The following is an 18274-nucleotide window of genomic DNA, read 5'->3' on the forward strand; positions in this document are numbered from 1 at the left end:
GTGGAAATGACAGCTGTTGAATCTGCTGCACTGACCGCGGAAGAGCTCGACGCGAAGGCGTGGGACGGCTTTGAGGGCGGCAACTGGCAGAAGGACATCGACGTTCGCGACTTCATCCAGAAGAACTACACCCCGTACACCGGCGACGAGAGCTTCCTCGCCCCCGCCACCGAGAAGACCAAGCACCTGTGGAAGTACCTTGACGACAACTACCTGGCCGTCGAGCGCAAGCAGCGCGTCTACGACGTGGACACCCACACCCCGGCGGGCATCGACGCCTTCCCGGCCGGCTACATCGACTCCCCGGAGGTCGACAACGTGATCGTCGGCCTGCAGACCGACGTCCCCTGCAAGCGCGCGATGATGCCGAACGGCGGCTGGCGCATGGTCGAGCAGGCCATCCGCGAGGCCGGCAAGGAGCCGGATCCGGAGATCAAGAAGATCTTCACCAAGTACCGCAAGACCCACAACGACGGCGTCTTCGGCGTGTACACCAAGCAGATCAAGGTCGCCCGCCACAACAAGATCCTCACCGGTCTGCCGGACGCCTACGGCCGCGGCCGCATCATCGGCGACTACCGCCGCGTCGCCCTGTACGGCGTGAACAAGCTGATCGCCTTCAAGAAGCGCGACAAGGACTCCGTGCCGTACCGCAACGACTTCACCGAGCCGGAGATCGAGCACTGGATCCGCTTCCGCGAGGAGCACGACGAGCAGATCAAGGCCCTCAAGCAGCTCATCAACCTCGGCAACGAGTACGGCCTCGACCTGACCCGCCCGGCGCAGACCGCGCAGGAGGCCGTGCAGTGGACCTACATGGGCTACCTCGCCTCCATCAAGTCCCAGGACGGCGCCGCCATGTCCTTCGGCCGCAACTCCGCGTTCCTTGACTGCTACATCGAGCGCGACCTCCAGGCCGGCAAGATCACCGAGACCGACGCCCAGGAGCTCATCGACAACATCGTCATGAAGCTGCGTATCGTGCGCTTCCTGCGCACCAAGGACTACGACGCCATCTTCTCCGGCGACCCGTACTGGGCGACCTGGTCCGACGCCGGCTTCGGCGACGACGGCCGTCCGCTGGTCACCAAGACCTCGTTCCGTCTGCTCAACACGCTGACCCTCGAGCACCTCGGACCCGGCCCGGAGCCGAACATCACCATCTTCTGGGATCCGAAGCTGCCGGAAGGCTACAAGCGCTTCTGCGCCAAGATCTCCATCGACACCTCGGCCATCCAGTACGAGTCCGATCGCGAGATCCGCGGCCACTGGGGCGACGACGCGGCCATCGCCTGCTGCGTCTCCCCGATGCGCGTCGGCAAGCAGATGCAGTTCTTCGCCGCCCGCGTGAACTCCGCCAAGGCCCTGCTGTACGCCATCAACGGCGGCCGCGACGAGATGACCGGCATGCAGGTCATCGACAAGGGCGTGATCGACCCGATCACCCCGGAGGCCGACGGCTCCCTCGACTACGAGAAGGTCAAGAACAACTACGAGAAGGCCCTCGAATGGCTGTCCGAGACCTACGTGATGGCGCTGAACATCATCCACTACATGCACGATAAGTACGCGTACGAGTCCATCGAGATGGCCCTGCACGACAAGGAGGTGTACCGCACCCTCGGCTGCGGCATGTCCGGTCTGTCCATCGCCGCCGACTCCCTCGCCGCGATCAAGTACGCCAAGGTGTACCCGATCACCAACGCCGAGGCCAAGAACCTCGAAGGCCACGAGTACGAGTACGTCGAGGGTGCCGATGACGACCTGGTCGTCGGCTACCGCACCGAGGGCGAGTTCCCGATCTACGGCAACGACGACGACCGCGCCGACGACATCGCCAAGTGGGTCGTCTCCACGGTCATGGGCCAGGTCAAGCGCCTGCCGGTCTACCGCGGCGCCGTCCCGACCCAGTCCATCCTGACGATCACCTCCAACGTCGAGTACGGCAAGAACACCGGTTCCTTCCCGTCCGGCCACAAGAAGGGCACCCCGTACGCCCCGGGCGCGAACCCGGAGAACGGCATGGACTCCCACGGCATGCTGCCGTCGATGTTCTCCGTCGGCAAGATCGACTACAACGACGCCCTTGACGGCATCTCGCTGACCAACACCATCACCCCCGATGGCCTCGGTCGCGACGAGGAGGAGCGCATCGGCAACCTGGTCGGCATCCTCGACGCCGGCAACGGCCACGGCCTCTACCACGCGAACATCAACGTCCTGCGCAAGGAGACCATGGAGGACGCCGTCGAGCACCCGGAGAAGTACCCGCACCTGACCGTGCGCGTCTCCGGCTACGCGGTGAACTTCGTCAAGCTCACCAAGGAGCAGCAGCTCGACGTCATCTCCCGTACCTTCCACCAGGGCGCCGTCACCGACTGATCGCGTCCGATCTATGGGCCCCCGCCGGCGGGGGCTGTCAGCCCGGGGCTGACTGGGGGTGGATGAACCGCAACGGTTCCACCCCCAGCCGGCCGCCGCCGACAGCCCGCCGGCGGGGGCCATGCTGTGAACCCGCTTATCCGCACACCCCTTCAACCGACTCGTCATGTCTAGGAACAGGAGGACGACGATGCCCGAAACCCAGTTCCGCACCACCACGCGCCACATGCTGCGCGAATCCAAGACCTACGCCAAGCAGACCCTCATGGGAGGCCTGTCCGGCTTCGAATCGCCGATCGGACTCGACCGCCGCGACCGCATCGCCGCATTGAAGTCCGGCGACATCGGCTTCGTCCACTCGTGGGACATCAACACGTCCGTCGACGGCCCCGGCACGCGCATGACCGTGTTCATGTCCGGATGCCCGCTGCGCTGCCAGTACTGCCAGAACCCCGACACCTGGAAGATGCGCGACGGCAAGCCCGTCACGCTCGAGGCGATGATCAAGAAGGTCGACCGCTACAAGGACCTGTTCAAGGCCACGCACGGGGGCATCACGTTCTCCGGCGGCGAGTCGATGATGCAGCCCGCCTTCGTCTCCCGCGTGTTCCGAGCCGCCAAGGAGATGGGCGTGCACACCTGCCTCGACACGTCCGGCTTCCTCAACACCAACTACACCGACGAGATGCTCGACGACATCGACCTGTGCCTGCTCGACGTCAAATCCGGCGACGAGGAGACCTACCACAAGGTCACCGGCGGCGTGCTCCAGCCCACCATCGACTTCGGGCGGCGTCTCGCCAAGGCCGGCAAGAAGATCTGGGTGCGGTTCGTGCTCGTGCCCGGACTCACCGACTCCGAGGAGAACGTCGAGAACGTGGCCCGCATCTGCGAGAGCTTCGACGGGGCCGTGGAGCACATCGACGTGCTCGGCTTCCACCAGCTCGGGCGCCCGAAGTGGCACGAGCTGCGCATCCCGTACCCGCTGGAGGACCAGAAGGGTCCGAGCGCCGCGCTGCGCGAACGCGTGGCCAAGCAGTTCGAGGCGCACGGCTTCACCGTGTACTAGATTCGCCAAATCCCCGCGTGCCGATGCCCTGAAAGCGCGCGGGGGCACCTACGCTGGAGATATGGCCGACATCTACGCATTTCCCACGGGCGTGAAATCGCGCACCGGGCGTGACGCCGGTCCGGGACTGCCGGGCCGGCCGGCCGGCGTGCCCGATGACGTATGGCATGCGGTCGAATCGGTCCGCGGCATGCAGCGCATCGGGGACGTACGCTACCGTGAGATCCCCGTCCCCTCGACGCTCGCCGACTACGGCATCGGCGTCGAGCTCGAGGCGGGCGCGCGCGACGACGATGTGGGGACGCCGTTCGACGGCGCCGCTCCCGCAGGCGTCGCCACCGGATGGATCATGATCCTCTACAGCGCGACGAGGCGCGAGGACTGGGGGTCGCGCTGGCGCTGCGTCGCGTTCGCGAGACTCCCGCTCGACAACGGCGAGGACGACGCGCTCACCCCCGACCTCTACTGGGACCTCATGTGCGCCCATCTCGACGCCGTCGACCCGGACAGCGTGGGCGGCACCGTCACCGTCACGCGGAACACCGCGTTCGGCGCGCTCGGGCGCGACGATTCCGCCGGATGCGAGATCCGCGTCTCCTTCACCCCCACGACGTTCGACGGCATGCCGTATGATGCCGGAGCGAGCGTGTCCGTATGGGCGCGCTTCCTGAAATCCACCATTCTCTTCGACGGGGAAACGGACGTTGACTGAACCGAAAGCGGAACCACGACTGCAAACCAAACCGCGCGGGGGAGTGCCCTCCCTCACCGACACGCCGCAAGGCTATTCTCGCGCCTGCGAGGCGCTGGCCGGGGCGACCGGGCCGCTCGCCGCCGACGCGGAACGCGCGTCCGGATTCCGCTACGGGCATGAGGACTGGCTCATCCAATTCAAACGCGAAGGGGCGGGCATCGTCCTGCTCGACCCGATCGCGCTCACCCGCGCCGGCGTCGACTGGAACCGGTTCAACGACGCTGTCGGCGACGCCGAATGGATCATCCACGACGCGATGATGGACCTGCCCGGCTTCGCCGACATCGGGCTGACGCCACGCCGGCTCTTCGACACGGAGATCGCGGCGCGCCTGCTCGGACTGCACCGCTTCGGCCTCGCCTCCGTCACCGAACAGTATCTCGGCATCACGCTCGCCAAGGAGCACTCCGCCGCCGACTGGTCGTACCGGCCGCTGCCGTACGACTGGCGCAACTACGCGGCCCTCGACGTCGAGCTCCTCATCGAGCTCGAGTCGCTGATGCGCGCCGACCTGAAACGCGCCGGCAAGGAGGAGTGGGCGGAGGAGGAATTCGCGCACATCCTCGCCGAAGGCACGTCCGGCCGGCCCCGCCACGAGCATCCCGTGCCGTGGCTGCGCATCTCCCACATCACCGAGATCAACCGCGACCCGCGCGCCCTCGCCGTCGCGCGCGCCCTGTGGACGAAACGCGACGAGCTCGCCCGCCGCTACGACATCTCCCCGACGCTGCTGCTCGAGGACTCGTCGATCATCGAGGCGGCGAAGCGCAAGCCGCACAACGCGCGCGAATTCCGCGCCGTGCGTTGCCTCAACGAGCGCGTGCGCATGCACACCGGCAGTGAGCAGGACAAGATGTTCGAACGATACGCGCCGATTCAGCGCGCGGTGAAACCGTCCATCTGGAAGACGGTCATCCAGGAGGCGCTCGACCTGCCCGCCTCCGAACTGCCGGTCATGCCGTCCGGCCACGACGCCCGCGGCGGCCGGGACGACGGCGAGGAGACGAACGCGCCGCGCGGCATGCGCATGTGGGAGCGGCGGCCGGAACGGCTCGAACGGCTCAAACGCGTGCGGAAGGTCGTCAACCAGATCGCCGAGGACACGCGCACGCCCGCCGACGTGATCGTCCGCCCGCAGACCATCCGCAACCTGTGCTGGACCGACGACCCCGCCTCGCGCGACGTGGCCGCCTTCCTCACGGCGCAGGGCGCGCGCGACTGGCAGGTGAAACTCATCGCAGCGTCCGTGTCGCGCGTTATACTGTGACGGTTGCCTTCGGGCAGATATAGGAAAAACAACTTTTCAGGAGCGTTTAGCGTGAAGATCAGCGTTCGTAACCTCGAACCCACCAAGGTGAAGCTCACCATCACCGTCGAACCGGAGGAGTTCGACCCGTACCTCGATGCCGCTCGCAAGGACATCGCCAAGCAGGTGAACGTGCCGGGCTTCCGCAAGGGCCACGTTCCGGGCAAGATCATCGACCAGCGTTTCGGCTTCGGCGCCGTCGCCGGTGAGGCCGTCAACGATGGCGTGCCGGAGCTCTACTCCAAGGCCCTCGAGGAGAAGAAGATCCACCCGATGGCCCAGCCGGAGTTCGACGTCGTCGAGGTCCCGCAGTCCGCCAAGGACGAGACCAAGCTCAAGTTCACCGCCACCGTCGAGCGCCGCCCGGAGATCGAGCTGCCGGAGATCGACGGCATGGAGATCGCCATCGCCGCCCCGGAGGTCAAGGACGAGGACGTCGACAAGCGCCTCGAGGCCCTGCGCCAGCGCTTCGGCACCCTGGTCGGCGTGGACCGCCCGGCCGCCAAGGGCGACTTCGCCAACATCGACCTGTCCGCCGAGATCGACGGCGAGACCGTCGACTCCCAGGAGGGCGTGAGCTACGAGCTCGGCTCCAACACCATGCTCGACGGCCTCGACGAGGCGCTCGACGGCCTGTCCGCCGGCGAGGAGACCACCTTCGAGGGCACGCTGGAAGCCGGCGAGCACGAGGGCGAGAAGGCCACCGTCAAGGTCAAGGTCAACTCCGTGAAGGCCGAGGAGCTGCCGGAGCTGGACGACGACTTCGCCCAGGAGGCCTCCGAGTTCGACACGCTCGAGGAGCTCAAGGCCGACATCCGCAAGGCCGCCGGCGAGGACGCCAAGGGCCGTCAGGCCACCGAGGCCCGCGACGCGTTCCTCGCGAAGCTGGCCGAGGGCCTCGAGATCCCGGTGCCGAAGGGCGTCAAGGCCGCCGCGGTCGAGGAGCACCTCAAGGGCCTCACCCCGGATCCGGAGAAGGCCACCGACGAGCAGAAGCAGCAGGCCGAGGAAGGCGCCGAGAAGGAGATCAAGGACCAGATCCTGCTCGACACCCTCGCCGAGAAGATGAACGTCGAGGTCTCCCAGGCCGACGTGTTCAACTTCCTCGCCTCCATCGCCCAGCAGTACGGCATGGACCCGAACGCCTTCATCCAGGCGATCATCAAGAACGGCCAGCTCGGCTCCGCCGTGCAGGAAGTCGGCCGCTCCAAGGGCCTGCTCGCCGGCATGCGCGCCGTCAAGTTCACCGCGAACGGCGAGGAGGTCGACCTCTCCGCGTTCCTCGGTGACGCCGCCGAAGAGGAGGAGGCCGAGTCCGTCGAGGCCGCTTCCGCCGCCGCCGCGGTCGCCGACGAGCTGTCCGCCAAGGACGGCGAGTGAGCCATCACGCCGCATCGATGACGCGATAGCGCCATATGCGTAGTCAAGAGCCCGGAGTGTAATGACTCCGGGCTCTTTCCGTTATGTTGGTGCAAGGAGTTATGACATGCGTTCTGCGGACTTCCGACGCCTAGGGCTGCTCGTCGCGGCGACGCTCGTCCTGGGCGCGCTGATCGGCGCGGGGGCTGGGCTGCTCACGCTGCTGCTGTACGGCGTCGAGCACGTGATGCTCGGCTACGTGGAGAGCGGCGCCGCGCCCGGGCCGTTCCACGTGCCGGCCGTGCGCCGCGCGGTCTCCGTGACCGTGGGCCTGTCCGTCGCCGCGCTGGTCTGGTGGCTGCTGCGCACGAAGACCACGAAGGTGCCGTCCGTCAAGAAGGCGGTCGCGGGGGAGCGGATGCCCTGGTGGCAGACCATCGTGCACGTCGTGCTTCAGATCTTCATCGTCGGCTCCGGCGCGTCCATCGGCCGCGAGGTCGCGCCGCGCGAACTCGGCGCGATGCTCGCCCAGCGATTCTGCGACCTGTTCCATATCGGCGGGGAGGGAAGCGGCGAGGCGGGACTCGCCGACCGGCGCATGATCGTCGCCGTGGCCGCCGGAGCCGGTCTCGGCGGCGTCTACGACGCGCCGCTCGCCGGCATGTTCTTCGCCGTCGAGATCCTGCTCGCCGACGTGACGATCGAGAAGGTCGGATTCGCGTTGGGCATGTCCGCGACGGCCGCCTACGTCGCCTCGCTCGTCAAAGGCCGCCACACGTTCTACGCCGTGGCCGGCATGACCGCCGACTACACGCCGAGCCTCATGCTGTTCGCCTTGCTGTGCGGCGCCGCTTGCGGCGCGGCCGGCGCATTGTTCCGCAAGGGTTCCTCGTGGGCGACCGCGCACCAGCCGAAGGGCGCGGCGCTGCTGTGGCAGATGCCGCTCGCGGGATTGTTCACCGGTCTCGTCGCCGTGTTCGCGCCGCAGGTGATGGGCAACGGCCGCGCCGCCGCCCAGCTCGGCTTCGACGGGCTCGACATGGGGGCTGTGGTGGCTGCGTACTCCGCGCAGACCGTACACGCCGCGCAGGTCTGGCCGCTCATCGGTCTGCTGGCGGCCACGTTCCTCGCGAAGGCCGTGACGACGCTCGCCACCATCCGCTCCGGCGCGTCCGGCGGCGTGCTCCAGCCCGGCATCGCGCTCGGCGCCACGTTGGGCGCGACGCTCGGCATCCTCTGGTCGTTCACATTCCCCGGTGACCCGGTCGGCGTGTGCGCGCTCATCGGCGCGGCCGCGTTGCTCTCCGCATCCCAACAGGCCCCGCTCATGGCCATGTGCCTCGTCATGGAGCTCGCCGAAGCCCCCATCGCCCTCTTCGTGCCGGTCGGATTGGCCGTCGCCGCCTCCGCGCTCACGTCGAAGCGCGTGCTCGACGCGTGGAAACGGTGAGCGGTTCGTCCGGCCGGCCAGTCCAACCAGCGCGCATCCCGTCATCCGGCTCCGCGCGTGTACGCGTCGAGCCGAAAGCGGGCGCAAATGCGCCGCGCCGTCGCTTGAAGGCGGTAGGCTTGAATACTGTTTATGACAGTATTCGAAATGGAGAATAAGGTGAGCAACACTCTTGCAACCCTCCCGGTCATGGCCGACGACGCACCGGCCGCCGGATTCGCCGACCCGATCTTCAACAGGCTCCTCAAGGACCGCATCATCTGGATGGGTGAAGAGGTCAAGGACGACATGGCCAACCGCATCTGCGCGCAGATGCTCATGCTGGCCGCCGAGGACCCGAAGAAGGACATCTGGCTGTACATCAACTCGCCGGGCGGCTCCATCACCGCCGGTATGGCCATCTACGACACGATGCAGCTCATCGAGCCGGACGTGGCGACCGTCGGCCTCGGCATGTGCGCCTCGATGGGTCAGTTCCTGCTGAGCTCCGGCACGAAGGGCAAGCGCTTCCTGACGTCGCACGCCCGCGTGCTCATGCACCAGCCGTCCGGCGGCATCGGCGGCACCACCACCGACGTGCGCATCAACGCCGAGCTCATCATGGACATGAAGAAGACCATGAGCGAGCTGACCGCCGAGCAGACCGGCCACACGGTCGAGGAGATCTACCGCGACAACGAGTACGACCACTGGTTCACCGCCACCGAGGCGCTGGAGTACGGTTTCGTGGACAAGATCATCACCACGCACGATTCGATGACGAAGGGAGAGTGAACAGCATGGCATCCGAGGAAGCGAAGTTCGCCGCCCGCGCCGACCGTCTGGCCGGCCCCGCCGGCGTCGTCGGCTTCATGCCGGCCGCGCGCCGCGACGCCGCGTTCGCGCCGCAGAACCGATACATCCTGCCGCAGTTCGAGGAGAAGACCCCGTACGGCTTCAAGAGGCAGGACCCGTACACGCGCCTGTTCGAGGACCGCATCATCTTCATGGGCGTGCAGGTGGACGACACCTCCGCCGACGACATCATGGCGCAGCTGCTCGTGCTCGAATCGCAGGATCCGAACCGCGACGTGATGATGTACATCAACTCGCCCGGCGGTTCGATGACCGCCATGACCGCCATCTACGACACGATGCAGTACATCAAGCCGGACGTGCAGACCGTGTGCCTCGGCCAGGCCGCCTCCGCCGCCGCGATCCTGCTCGCCGCCGGCACCAAGGGCAAGCGTCTCATGCTGCCGAACGCGCGCGTGCTCATCCACCAGCCGGCCATCGACCAGGGCTTCGGCAAGGCCACGGAGATCGAGATCCAGGCGCGTGAGATGCTGCGCATGCGCGAATGGCTTGAGAAGACGCTCGCCAAGCACACCGGCCAGTCCCAGGAGAAGATCGCCAAGGATATCGAGGTCGACACGTTCCTCACGGCCGCCGAGGCCAAGGACTACGGCATCGTCGACGAGGTGCTCGAACACCGCCAGTAGGCGTGGCGCGCTCCCTTTCCCGCCATACGGGAAAGGGAGCCTTTTGTTTGTTTTCCGGCGAAAAAGGACGGGCGGAACCCGCGCCGACACAGTGAAGGAGATGCGATGGGGCATGTGGTGAGCTACGACGACGACGTGCCGAAGTGCACGTTCTGCGGCAAGACCGAGCATCAGGTGCGCAAACTCGTCACCGGCCAAGGGGCTGCGATCTGCGACGAGTGCATCGAACTGTGCGTCGGCATCATCTCCGAGGAACGGCACAAGGACGCCGAGGTCAACGCACTGCAACTGCCCAAGCCCGTGCAGATCAACGCGTATCTCGACAAGTACGTGGTCGGCCAGCAGACGGCCAAACGCGCCCTGTCCGTCGCCGTATACAACCATTACAAGCGCGTCAACATGGAGCTTGCGGAACGTGCCGGCGAACTCGACGAGACGCACGAGCGGGCGCGCGGGCGTCGTCGCGACCCGCTCGCCGACGTCGAGGTCGCCAAGTCGAACATCCTCCTATTGGGGCCCACGGGCGTCGGCAAAACGTATCTCGCGCAGACGCTCGCCCGCGTGATGAACGTGCCGTTCGTCATCACCGACGCGACCACGCTCACCGAAGCCGGCTATGTGGGCGATGACGTCGAGACCGTGCTGCAACGGCTCATCCAGGCGGCCGACGGCGACGTGTCCAAGGCGGAGCACGGCATCGTCTACATCGACGAGATCGACAAGATCGCGCGCAAGAGCGGCGAGAACACGTCTATCACGCGCGACGTGTCGGGCGAAGGCGTGCAGCAGGCGTTGCTCAAGATTCTTGAAGGAACTGTCGCAGCCGTCCCTGCCGAGGGAACACGCAAGCACCGCGACATGGAGACCGTGCAGATCGACACGCGAGGCATCCTGTTCATCTGCGGCGGCGCGTTCGTCGGTCTTACGGACATCATCAAGACGCGTCTCGGCGCGCGTGAAAGCGGTTTCGGCGCCGCATGGCACGACCATCAGGTGCCGGACGAGGAGCTGCTCGCGCAGGTGAGCGCCGACGACCTCGCCGAATTCGGCCTGCTTCCCGAGTTCATCGGCCGTCTGCCCGTCGTCAGCGTGCTCGACGAGCTTGGCGAGGACGATCTGGCGGCCATACTCACCAAACCGGGCAACGCGCTCGTCAAACAGTACATGAAGCTGTTCGCGGCGGATGGCGTCGATCTCGCGTTCACGCGCGAGGCCGTCCGCGCCATCGCCGCCACGGCGATACGGCAGGGGACGGGCGCGCGCGGACTGCGGTCCATCATCGAGCGCACGCTGCAGGACACGATGTTCCAGCTGCCGAGCATGCCGGACGTGACGCAGGTGATCGTCGACAAGGCGTCCGTCACCGGCGCGGGTGTGCCGAAGATGGTGCGTTCCAGCGAAAACGTGGACACGCAGGAGCTGCACCCGGTCGCGTCGCGCACGACAGGCAGACGACGTCGCGCCGCATAGTGCGACACGCCGACCTTGCGAATCTGCGGACGATGGGTAATATATGTCGAGTTGCCTGAGCAAGACAACATGCGCGAGTAGCCCAGCGGATTAGAGCAGCTGACTACGGATCAGCAGGTCGCAGGTTCGAATCCTGTCTCGCGCACCACCTCGGACCGCACGAGGTAAACCAGGCGGTATGCGCGAGTAGCCCAGCGGATTAGAGCAGCTGACTACGGATCAGCAGGTCGCAGGTTCGAATCCTGTCTCGCGCACTCGTCACGGGTGATACCGTGACACGATAACCGAAGATTCGGTATGCGCCGGTAGCCCAGCGGATTAGAGCAGCTGACTACGGATCAGCAGGTCGCAGGTTCGAATCCTGTCCGGCGCACCACCTCGGACCGCACGAGGTAAACCAGGTGGTATGCGCGAGTAGCCCAGCGGATTAGAGCAGCTGACTACGGATCAGCAGGTCGCAGGTTCGAATCCTGTCTCGCGCACGATAAAGCCCCTTTCACGTATGTGACAGGGGCTTTTCCAATATCAGCATCAGGCATCGGCACAGGGGAGGACGAATGACGAACGGCAACGATACACGCCGCAGGGGAGTGTGGGGCACGATCCGCCACGTTGCCGCGTCCGACCGCCTCGCCGGACTTATCATGCTCTCCTTCGCGTTCCTCGGCCTCATCCTCGCGAACCTACCGGCCACCGCCCATATGTTCGAAACCATCGCCGAAACGCACATCGCCGTGCCGCGCACCAACCTCGACCTGCCGGTCGGGCATTGGGCGCAGGACGGTCTGCTCACCATCTTCTTCCTCACCGTCGGTCTCGACTTGAAGCAGGAGCTCACCACCGGCTCGCTCGCCAATCCGAAGGCCGCCGCCGTGCCGATGCTATGCGCCGTGGGCGGCATGGTCACGCCTCCCATCCTGTTCACGGCCGTCACCGCGCTGCTCGCGCAATACGGTCCCGGACCGGCCGGTTCCCTCGTACTCACCACCACCGGCAGCGAGATCCCGTTCGCCGAGATGGCGCGCGGCTGGGCCGTACCCACCGCCACCGACATCGCGTTCTCGCTCGCCGTGCTCGCCATCTTCGCGCGTGCGTTGCCCGGCGCGATCCGCGCGTTCCTTATGACGCTCGCCACCGTCGACGACCTGCTCGCCATCATCCTCATCGCCGTGTTCTTCTCCGCGCTCAACGCATGGTACTGGTTCATCGGCATCGCCGCATGCGCCGTCGTCTGGTACGTGCTCGTGCGCATGAGGCGCGTGCCGTGGCCGCTCGTCGCCGTCGTCGGCATCCTCGCCTGGGTGATGATGTTCGAGGCGGGCGTGCACCCGACGCTCGCCGGCGTGCTCGTCGGCCTGCTCACCCCCGCGCGTGAGGTGCACGGCGAATCGACGCCCCGCGCCGACCGGTACGCGGGCAAACTCCAGCCGTTCTCCGCGCTGCTTGCCCTGCCCGTGTTCGCCCTGTTCGCCACCGGCGTGCACTTCGAATCGCTCACGCCCGCGCTCATGCTCTCGCCGATCGTCATCGCGCTGATCGTCGCGCTCGTCGTCGGCAAGCCGCTCGGCATCATGGCCACCGCATGGCTGTCCACGCACCTGTTCGGCCTGAAGATGGCGAAGGGGCTGCGCGTGCGCGACATGTTCCCCGCCGCATGCGCGTGCGGCATCGGCTTCACCGTCGCGTTCTTCATCGCCTCCCTCGCCTACGACAATCCGGAACTGTCCGCCGAGGCGCGCTTCGGCGTGCTCGTCGGCTCGCTCATCGCCGCCGCGATCTCCGGCGTGCTGCTGAGCCGCCAGTCGAAACGCTACGAACGCGAGGCTGCGTCGCGCGTCTGACATGCGGCCGTCGCGCGTTAGAATCATGCGGTATGAGCAATGACAACGACGCGGACGCGCCTCTCGGACAGACCTATCATCGCGGGCCGATCATCATGCGCGGGGACATGATTCCCGCCGACAACACCACCGCCAACCTGCTGCGCCCTGACGACGGCACCGGCTGGCTGCACATGGACCCGTGGCGCGTGCTGCGCATCCAATCCGAATTCGTCGACGGTTTCGGCGCGCTGGCCGAGCTGGGGCCCGCGGTCGCCGTGTTCGGCTCCGCGCGCACGCGTTCCGACGACCCCGCCTACGAGGCGGCGCGGCGCATGGGGGAGCGGCTCGCGAAGGCGGGCGTCGCCGTGATCACCGGGGGAGGACCCGGCATCATGGAGGCGGCGAACAAGGGAGCCGCGCTGGCCGGCGGCAAATCCGTGGGACTCGGCATCGAACTGCCCCACGAGCAGGGCATCAACGACTACGTGAACCTCGGCATGAGCTTCCGCTACTTCTTCGTGAGGAAACTCATGTTCGTGAAATACTCGTCCGGCATCATCGTCTGCCCGGGCGGGTTCGGCACGCTTGACGAGATGTTCGAGGTACTCACACTGGTGCAGACGCACAAGGTGGATGGCATGCCGGTCGTCCTCTACGACAGGGCCTACTGGCAGGGCCTGTTCGATTGGCTGGAGGGACCGGTGAAGGAGCACGGCATGATCTCCGGCGTCGACCCGCGTCTGGTGACGATCACCGACGACCCCGACGAGGCCGTGCGCGTGGCCGCCGGCGCGATTCCCGGCGTCACGATCGGCTGAGTCCGAAGGGTGCCTGTCTCATTGGGAGATGCGCGTCACGGTTCGGATGCAACGAACGAATCGGTGCCGGACAACACGCATATCCGGACTAAACGTGTTGTCCGGCATGATTCCTTGCCGGACAACACGGAAACCCGACTGTTTGGCGTTACCCGGCATGAATGTCCGCCGGACAACCCGTTTCCACTGCGATATGTGGTTACGCGGCGTGGAATCCTGCCGGCTATCACGCGCGGCGCGAATTTCCGCTTTGCCCGGCATGAAGCAAGAAGCATGCGAGGCGCGGAATAACGTCGGCAAGGGCAACTGCCCAGAGGTGCTTTGATGCCTCCTCGACTGAGGACAGCAAAATACTATATCGGTAAGCCGATGCAGAATAGGTTAATGACGAGTGCGGTTATCTCCGCCATGGCATTGGTCGCCGCATCTGTGTCCTCCGCTGATTGGTGGGACGATGATTCGACTGCCGTAGCAGGCGGTTCGGTTCAGATGTCGTGGCTTCGTCGTCTTTTGTCCGCGATCCGGTACACTTCGTCGTCTGCGCGGATGCCGACCACGATGATGAGCATGCGGCTGTCGGTGCGAATCGGCTTGTAGACGACGCGTACGCCGATGTTCCTGAACTTGATTTTGCATAGTCCGGCGAGCTTCGTCTTGTTGCCGTTGCGCAACGGCTTCCCGTACCCGCCCTCGGTCGTGGGAAGCGGATTCTCGGCGACCTTCCGCAATCCTTTGATGACCTGGGCTTGAATCGAGGCGTCGAACTTGCTGAAATCATGTTCCGCTTCGGGAAGCCACTCCCGTTCCCATGCGGTCACTCGAATTCGACCTCCGGCGCGGCGGCGATGTCCGCCTCCGTGATGCCGGCGTGCCGCATGACATCATGCTCGTTGATGGTGGTCCCGTTCCAATGATCCAAACGCTCTTCGGCCATGCGGGCGTCGTCCATGTCCTCCAGGTATTCCTGAATCCGATTGTATTGGTCGATGTCAAGGATGACGGCCGTCGGCTTGTTGCGGTTGAGGACGACCACGGGGGCCTTGCGGGCGAGGAGGCATGTTTCGGTGGCCTTGCCGCGGTTGAGATCGCTGATGGAGACCGTCTGGTTGATGCGGGGCAGTGTGGAAACGCTCATCGATTCCTCCTTATATCGTTGTCTATGACGATATTAACATCATCATAGGCGCGGCAGACCTGGTTTTGTCACCATTCTCAAGGTGATTCACGCGATCGGCGGCAGACTCTCCATTCAAATGACATGACCGGCTGGCCATATAGGAACAAATGCGAAGAGGGTTCTCCGACATGGACATGTCAGAGAACCCTCCGAAAGAAGACCGCTAAACAGGAATCAGCGCCAAGCGAGCTCAGTGCTCGTAAATGCCGTTCCTAGGGTGGGTGAAAAGGAAAATCAGTGATGATACCAACCATCATCTGTACCACAATTACTGCTGCATCCGTGTCCGCCGCTGATCGGTGGGGCGATGGTCGCGGACGAGCCGGTGTTGCCGCCGGATGAGGTTCCTCCGCCCGTGTATCCGCCGGTGGAGCCACCGGATGACGAGTAGCCGCCCGAGTAGCCGCCCGAGTAGCCGCTGTTCGCGTATCCGCCGCCCGTGTACGAGTAGCCTCCGCCCGAATACGATTGCGACGCCTGCGCCGCCTGCTGGGCCGCGGCAGCCTGGGCCGCCGCCTGGGCTTCGGCCTCCGCCTTCGCCCTGGCGTCCTCGTCCGCCTTCCTCTTCGCGTCGATCGAATCCGTGACCTTCCTGGACGCCGTCGCGATGGCGGTCTCGTCCTTCGCCCGGATGGCCTTCGCCAGCTCGTCGCGGGTCTTCCCGTCGGCGACCTTCCCGTCGGAGTCCTTCAACAGGGTGTTGGCCGTGTCGATGGTCTTGGCGAGCTTGGAGTCCCTGACCGCCTTGACCGCGGTTTTCAGGCTTTTCGTGTGCTTCCCGTACCAGTCGGCCTGCTTGTCGAGCTTCGCCGCGGCGGCGTCCAGGTCGGGTTTGCGGTCCGCCACGCATCCCTCATAGTCGGGCGTCTTCTCGTTGATCCGGTCGACGAGTGTGCCGATGGTCTTCGCGTCCTTCACCTGCGACGTCTTCACTTTCGCCAGACCGGCGGCCTCGCCGTCCAGCAGCGTGTTGTACCGGTTCGCCGCCACGCGCACGCGATCCGACGCCTCCGCGCACGCCGTCTTCGCGACGGCCAGCTCATGGTTGGACCAGACCGTGTACCCGCCCAGCCCGCCGGCCACGAGCAGCACGGCCAGGCCGGCGCCGGCCAGGGGGAGCAGCCACTTCGGGCGACGCCTCCCGGTCGCGCCGATCGTGTCCGACTGCGTGCCGTCCGGCAGCGGCACCGGCGGCAACCCGCTCACATCATGCTTGATCTCACTCATCGTTCTGTTTCTCCTATACGGTTCTCTCCGATCTCCCTACGATAATCCCCGCCACAGTGGACGGGGCATCCTGCATTGGGAGGAACCGGACAAGACGCAGAAAACCGAGAGCCGGCGATTGGTCTCACAGCTTGGAGGCGACGAGCAGTCCCGTGCCGGTGGGGGTGAGGACGGTGCGGAAGCGTTCGTCCGATTCGACCGTGTCGAGCAGCTCGCGCATCGCCGTCGCCTTCTCGCTGCGGTCGGCCGGGTCGAGCACGCCGCCCGAGTTCATGCCGTCGTAGAAGGCGAGCACGTCGGTGAACACGATGACGCCGTGGGCGCGCAGCAGACGCGGCGCCTGCTCGAACGACGCGGCGTAGTTGACGGCGTCGCCGGCCACGACGATCATGTCGTAGTCGCCCGCGTTGAGACGGGGGAGGAACACGCCGGCCTGCGCGTTGACCGCGCGCAGCTTCGTCGCCGTGGAATCCTGCACCACGTCGAACGCCTTGCGGATCACGGTGATGCCCTTCGCCGACGAGTCCACGGCGGTGAGCTGGCCCGTGCCGTCAAGACCGCGCACCAGTTCCAGCGTCTCCATCACCGAACCGGTGCCCACCACGATCACGGATTTCGCGCCGGTCAGATGGGCCAGCATCGACAGGACCTCCGCCTGCGCGGCCGAACCCTGCGGCATGCCCGCCTTCTCGGTGGCGGCCCGGATCTGCGCCATAGCCGGCGTCTGGCGGGAAAGCGCGTGATTCTCCACGAATCCCCAGGCCTGTGTGAGATTCGTGTACTGCGTCCTATCCATGAACACGTCCTTTACAATCCTCTGAAGTCCTCGTTAGGCCGGTCCCGAAGACCGACCGCAATCGTTCGCAGCCGATACCGCGCCGATGCCGTGCGGCATCCGTGCGAGTCCACGCGGGATGGCCGCGTTCCGGCGATCCCGCGCGACCGGTCAGCGTTCGCGCACCTTGGCGACGATCTGCCACATCTCCTCGCCGACGTCGATGCCGCGCGGGCATTGGCGGGTGCAGGCGCGCACCGACTGGCAGGCGGCCACGCCGTCCGCCGTGTCGATCGCGTCGAGACGATCCATCGTGATCGTGTCGCGCGAATCGTTGACGAAGCGGCTCGCCCAGATGAGCGCCGCCGGGCCAATGAACGCGTCGCCGCCGGCGAACACGGGGCAGGAGCCCTCGCACACGCCGCAGGCGATGCAGTTGCTCAACTGCTCGTATTTGGCGAGCTCGTCCGGATGCTGCAGGTATTCGAACACGTCGACCTTGCCCTCGTGCGTGGTGGCGAGCACGCCGTCCGCTTCGAGATACGGCTTGAGCTTCCTGATCTGGTCGAGCATCGGGTCGATGTCGGCGATGAGGTCGCGTTCGACGGGGAAACCGGGCAGCGGGCCGAGCTCGATGACGCCGAGGCTGCCGGATTCGGGCAGAGCCGCTCCCTGTGTCCCGTCCGCATCCGCCGCGCCGTCGCCGGTGCGGCGGAACCCGTCGTCGTCCGTCAGCGGAGCGCCGCCCTCCGGCTTCACCCAATCCTTGAGCGTGGCCGTACACAGGAGGTTCGGCGTGCCGTTGATCGCCACCGCGTCCGAACCGCACATGCCGTGGCCGCACGAGTAGCGGAAGGCGAGCGTCGGGTCGACGGTGCGCTTGATGGCCAGCAGGCAGTCGAGCACCGTGTCCTCGGGGCGTGCGGGGATCGTGTACTCCTGCACCCACTGGCGGCCGCGGGGCCGACGGCGCGCGGGCGCGTCCGACCTGCCGCCGAACGGCGAGCTCTTGCGCGTGCGGGCGAACGGGCTGCCGCCGCGCGCACGGTCGCGTTCGCGTTCGGGACGCGGCGTGAAACGGTTCACCTTCAACGTCACCGTCGTCACGTTCGAATTCGTCATGCGCGCGCCTCCTGAATCGGTCTCAAAACAACTCTCCATTGTGACATAAGCCGTGCCCGTA

Annotated in this window: 15 protein-coding genes, 4 tRNA genes and 1 pseudogene; 15 read left to right on the top strand and 5 right to left on the bottom strand. The window is 66.0% G+C overall.

The features are described 5' to 3' along the window. Positions 1-6 precede the first annotated feature (6 nt). The 15 genes and pseudogenes from pflB to Uis4E_RS09190 all read left to right on the top strand — a co-directional run bounded on the left by pflB (position 7) and on the right by Uis4E_RS09190 (position 13912). Positions 7-2382, top strand: a complete 2376-nt coding sequence (gene pflB / locus Uis4E_RS09120) for a formate C-acetyltransferase (protein ID WP_101622861.1) — start codon at positions 7-9, stop codon at positions 2380-2382. Between the two features lie 190 nt (positions 2383-2572). Continuing rightward, positions 2573-3451, top strand: a complete 879-nt coding sequence (gene pflA, locus Uis4E_RS09125) for a pyruvate formate-lyase-activating protein (protein ID WP_101622862.1) — start codon at positions 2573-2575, stop codon at positions 3449-3451. Between the two features lie 61 nt (positions 3452-3512). Further along, on the top strand, positions 3513-4163 hold the full coding sequence (locus Uis4E_RS09130) for a DUF3000 family protein (RefSeq protein ID WP_101622863.1): 651 nt from the start codon (positions 3513-3515) through the stop codon (positions 4161-4163). After that, entirely contained in the window at positions 4156-5472 is a 1317-nt protein-coding gene (locus Uis4E_RS09135) for an HRDC domain-containing protein (protein WP_101622864.1), read from the top strand. Before Uis4E_RS09130 ends, Uis4E_RS09135 begins: the two co-directional genes overlap by 8 nt. Before the next feature lie 51 nt (positions 5473-5523). After that, entirely contained in the window at positions 5524-6891 is a 1368-nt protein-coding gene (gene tig / locus Uis4E_RS09140) for a trigger factor (protein ID WP_034529993.1), read from the top strand. 106 nt (positions 6892-6997) lie between these two features. After that, positions 6998-8320: a chloride channel protein gene (locus Uis4E_RS09145; protein ID WP_101622865.1), complete on the top strand. Its 1323-nt coding sequence runs from the start codon at positions 6998-7000 to the stop codon at positions 8318-8320. 159 nt (positions 8321-8479) lie between these two features. Beyond that, positions 8480-9094, top strand: a complete 615-nt coding sequence (locus tag Uis4E_RS09150; RefSeq protein ID WP_101623121.1) for an ATP-dependent Clp protease proteolytic subunit — start codon at positions 8480-8482, stop codon at positions 9092-9094. A 5-nt stretch (positions 9095-9099) separates the two neighbouring features. Continuing rightward, on the top strand, positions 9100-9801 hold the full coding sequence (locus tag Uis4E_RS09155; RefSeq protein ID WP_101622866.1) for an ATP-dependent Clp protease proteolytic subunit: 702 nt from the start codon (positions 9100-9102) through the stop codon (positions 9799-9801). Between the two features lie 105 nt (positions 9802-9906). Further along, complete coding sequence (clpX, locus tag Uis4E_RS09160) at positions 9907-11271, top strand: ATP-dependent Clp protease ATP-binding subunit ClpX (RefSeq protein ID WP_034529983.1); 1365 nt, start codon at positions 9907-9909, stop codon at positions 11269-11271. Between the two features lie 71 nt (positions 11272-11342). Next, a tRNA-Arg gene (locus Uis4E_RS09165) sits at positions 11343-11419 on the top strand. Positions 11420-11451: 32 nt separating this feature from the next. Next, positions 11452-11525, top strand: a tRNA-Arg gene (locus Uis4E_RS09170). A 45-nt stretch (positions 11526-11570) separates the two neighbouring features. Continuing rightward, a tRNA-Arg gene (locus Uis4E_RS09175) sits at positions 11571-11647 on the top strand. A 32-nt stretch (positions 11648-11679) separates the two neighbouring features. Then, a tRNA-Arg gene (locus tag Uis4E_RS09180) sits at positions 11680-11753 on the top strand. Positions 11754-11828: 75 nt separating this feature from the next. Continuing rightward, positions 11829-13103: pseudogene (locus Uis4E_RS09185) on the top strand (Na+/H+ antiporter NhaA); the annotation flags it as partial. 41 nt (positions 13104-13144) lie between these two features. Further along, a complete protein-coding gene (locus Uis4E_RS09190; RefSeq protein ID WP_101622868.1) occupies positions 13145-13912 on the top strand; it encodes an LOG family protein in 768 nt (255 codons plus the stop codon). A gap of 485 nt (positions 13913-14397) precedes the next feature. Here Uis4E_RS09190 and Uis4E_RS09195 read toward each other — a convergent pair whose 3' ends face one another. From Uis4E_RS09195 to Uis4E_RS09215, 5 genes are all read right to left on the bottom strand, one after another. Further along, positions 14398-14730 carry a type II toxin-antitoxin system RelE family toxin gene (locus Uis4E_RS09195; protein ID WP_101622869.1) on the bottom strand — a complete coding sequence of 111 codons (333 nt, stop codon included), beginning with the start codon at positions 14728-14730 and terminating at the stop codon, positions 14398-14400. Further along, positions 14727-15047 (bottom strand): type II toxin-antitoxin system Phd/YefM family antitoxin, encoded by a 321-nt coding sequence (locus Uis4E_RS09200; RefSeq protein WP_101622870.1) that lies wholly within the window; start codon positions 15045-15047, stop codon positions 14727-14729. The genes Uis4E_RS09195 and Uis4E_RS09200 overlap by 4 nt, the downstream gene beginning before the upstream one ends. 276 nt (positions 15048-15323) lie before the next feature. After that, entirely contained in the window at positions 15324-16316 is a 993-nt protein-coding gene (locus tag Uis4E_RS11950; RefSeq protein ID WP_165784936.1) for a hypothetical protein, read from the bottom strand. A gap of 124 nt (positions 16317-16440) precedes the next feature. Next, positions 16441-17112, bottom strand: coding sequence for an O-methyltransferase (locus Uis4E_RS09210; protein WP_101622871.1), 672 nt, complete (start codon positions 17110-17112; stop codon positions 16441-16443). Positions 17113-17262: 150 nt separating this feature from the next. Continuing rightward, entirely contained in the window at positions 17263-18213 is a 951-nt protein-coding gene (locus Uis4E_RS09215; protein ID WP_101622872.1) for a succinate dehydrogenase/fumarate reductase iron-sulfur subunit, read from the bottom strand. Positions 18214-18274: the final 61 nt, after the last annotated feature.

It is taken from the genome of Bifidobacterium parmae (assembly GCF_002860365.1).
GTDB lineage: Bacteria > Actinomycetota > Actinomycetes > Actinomycetales > Bifidobacteriaceae > Bifidobacterium > Bifidobacterium parmae.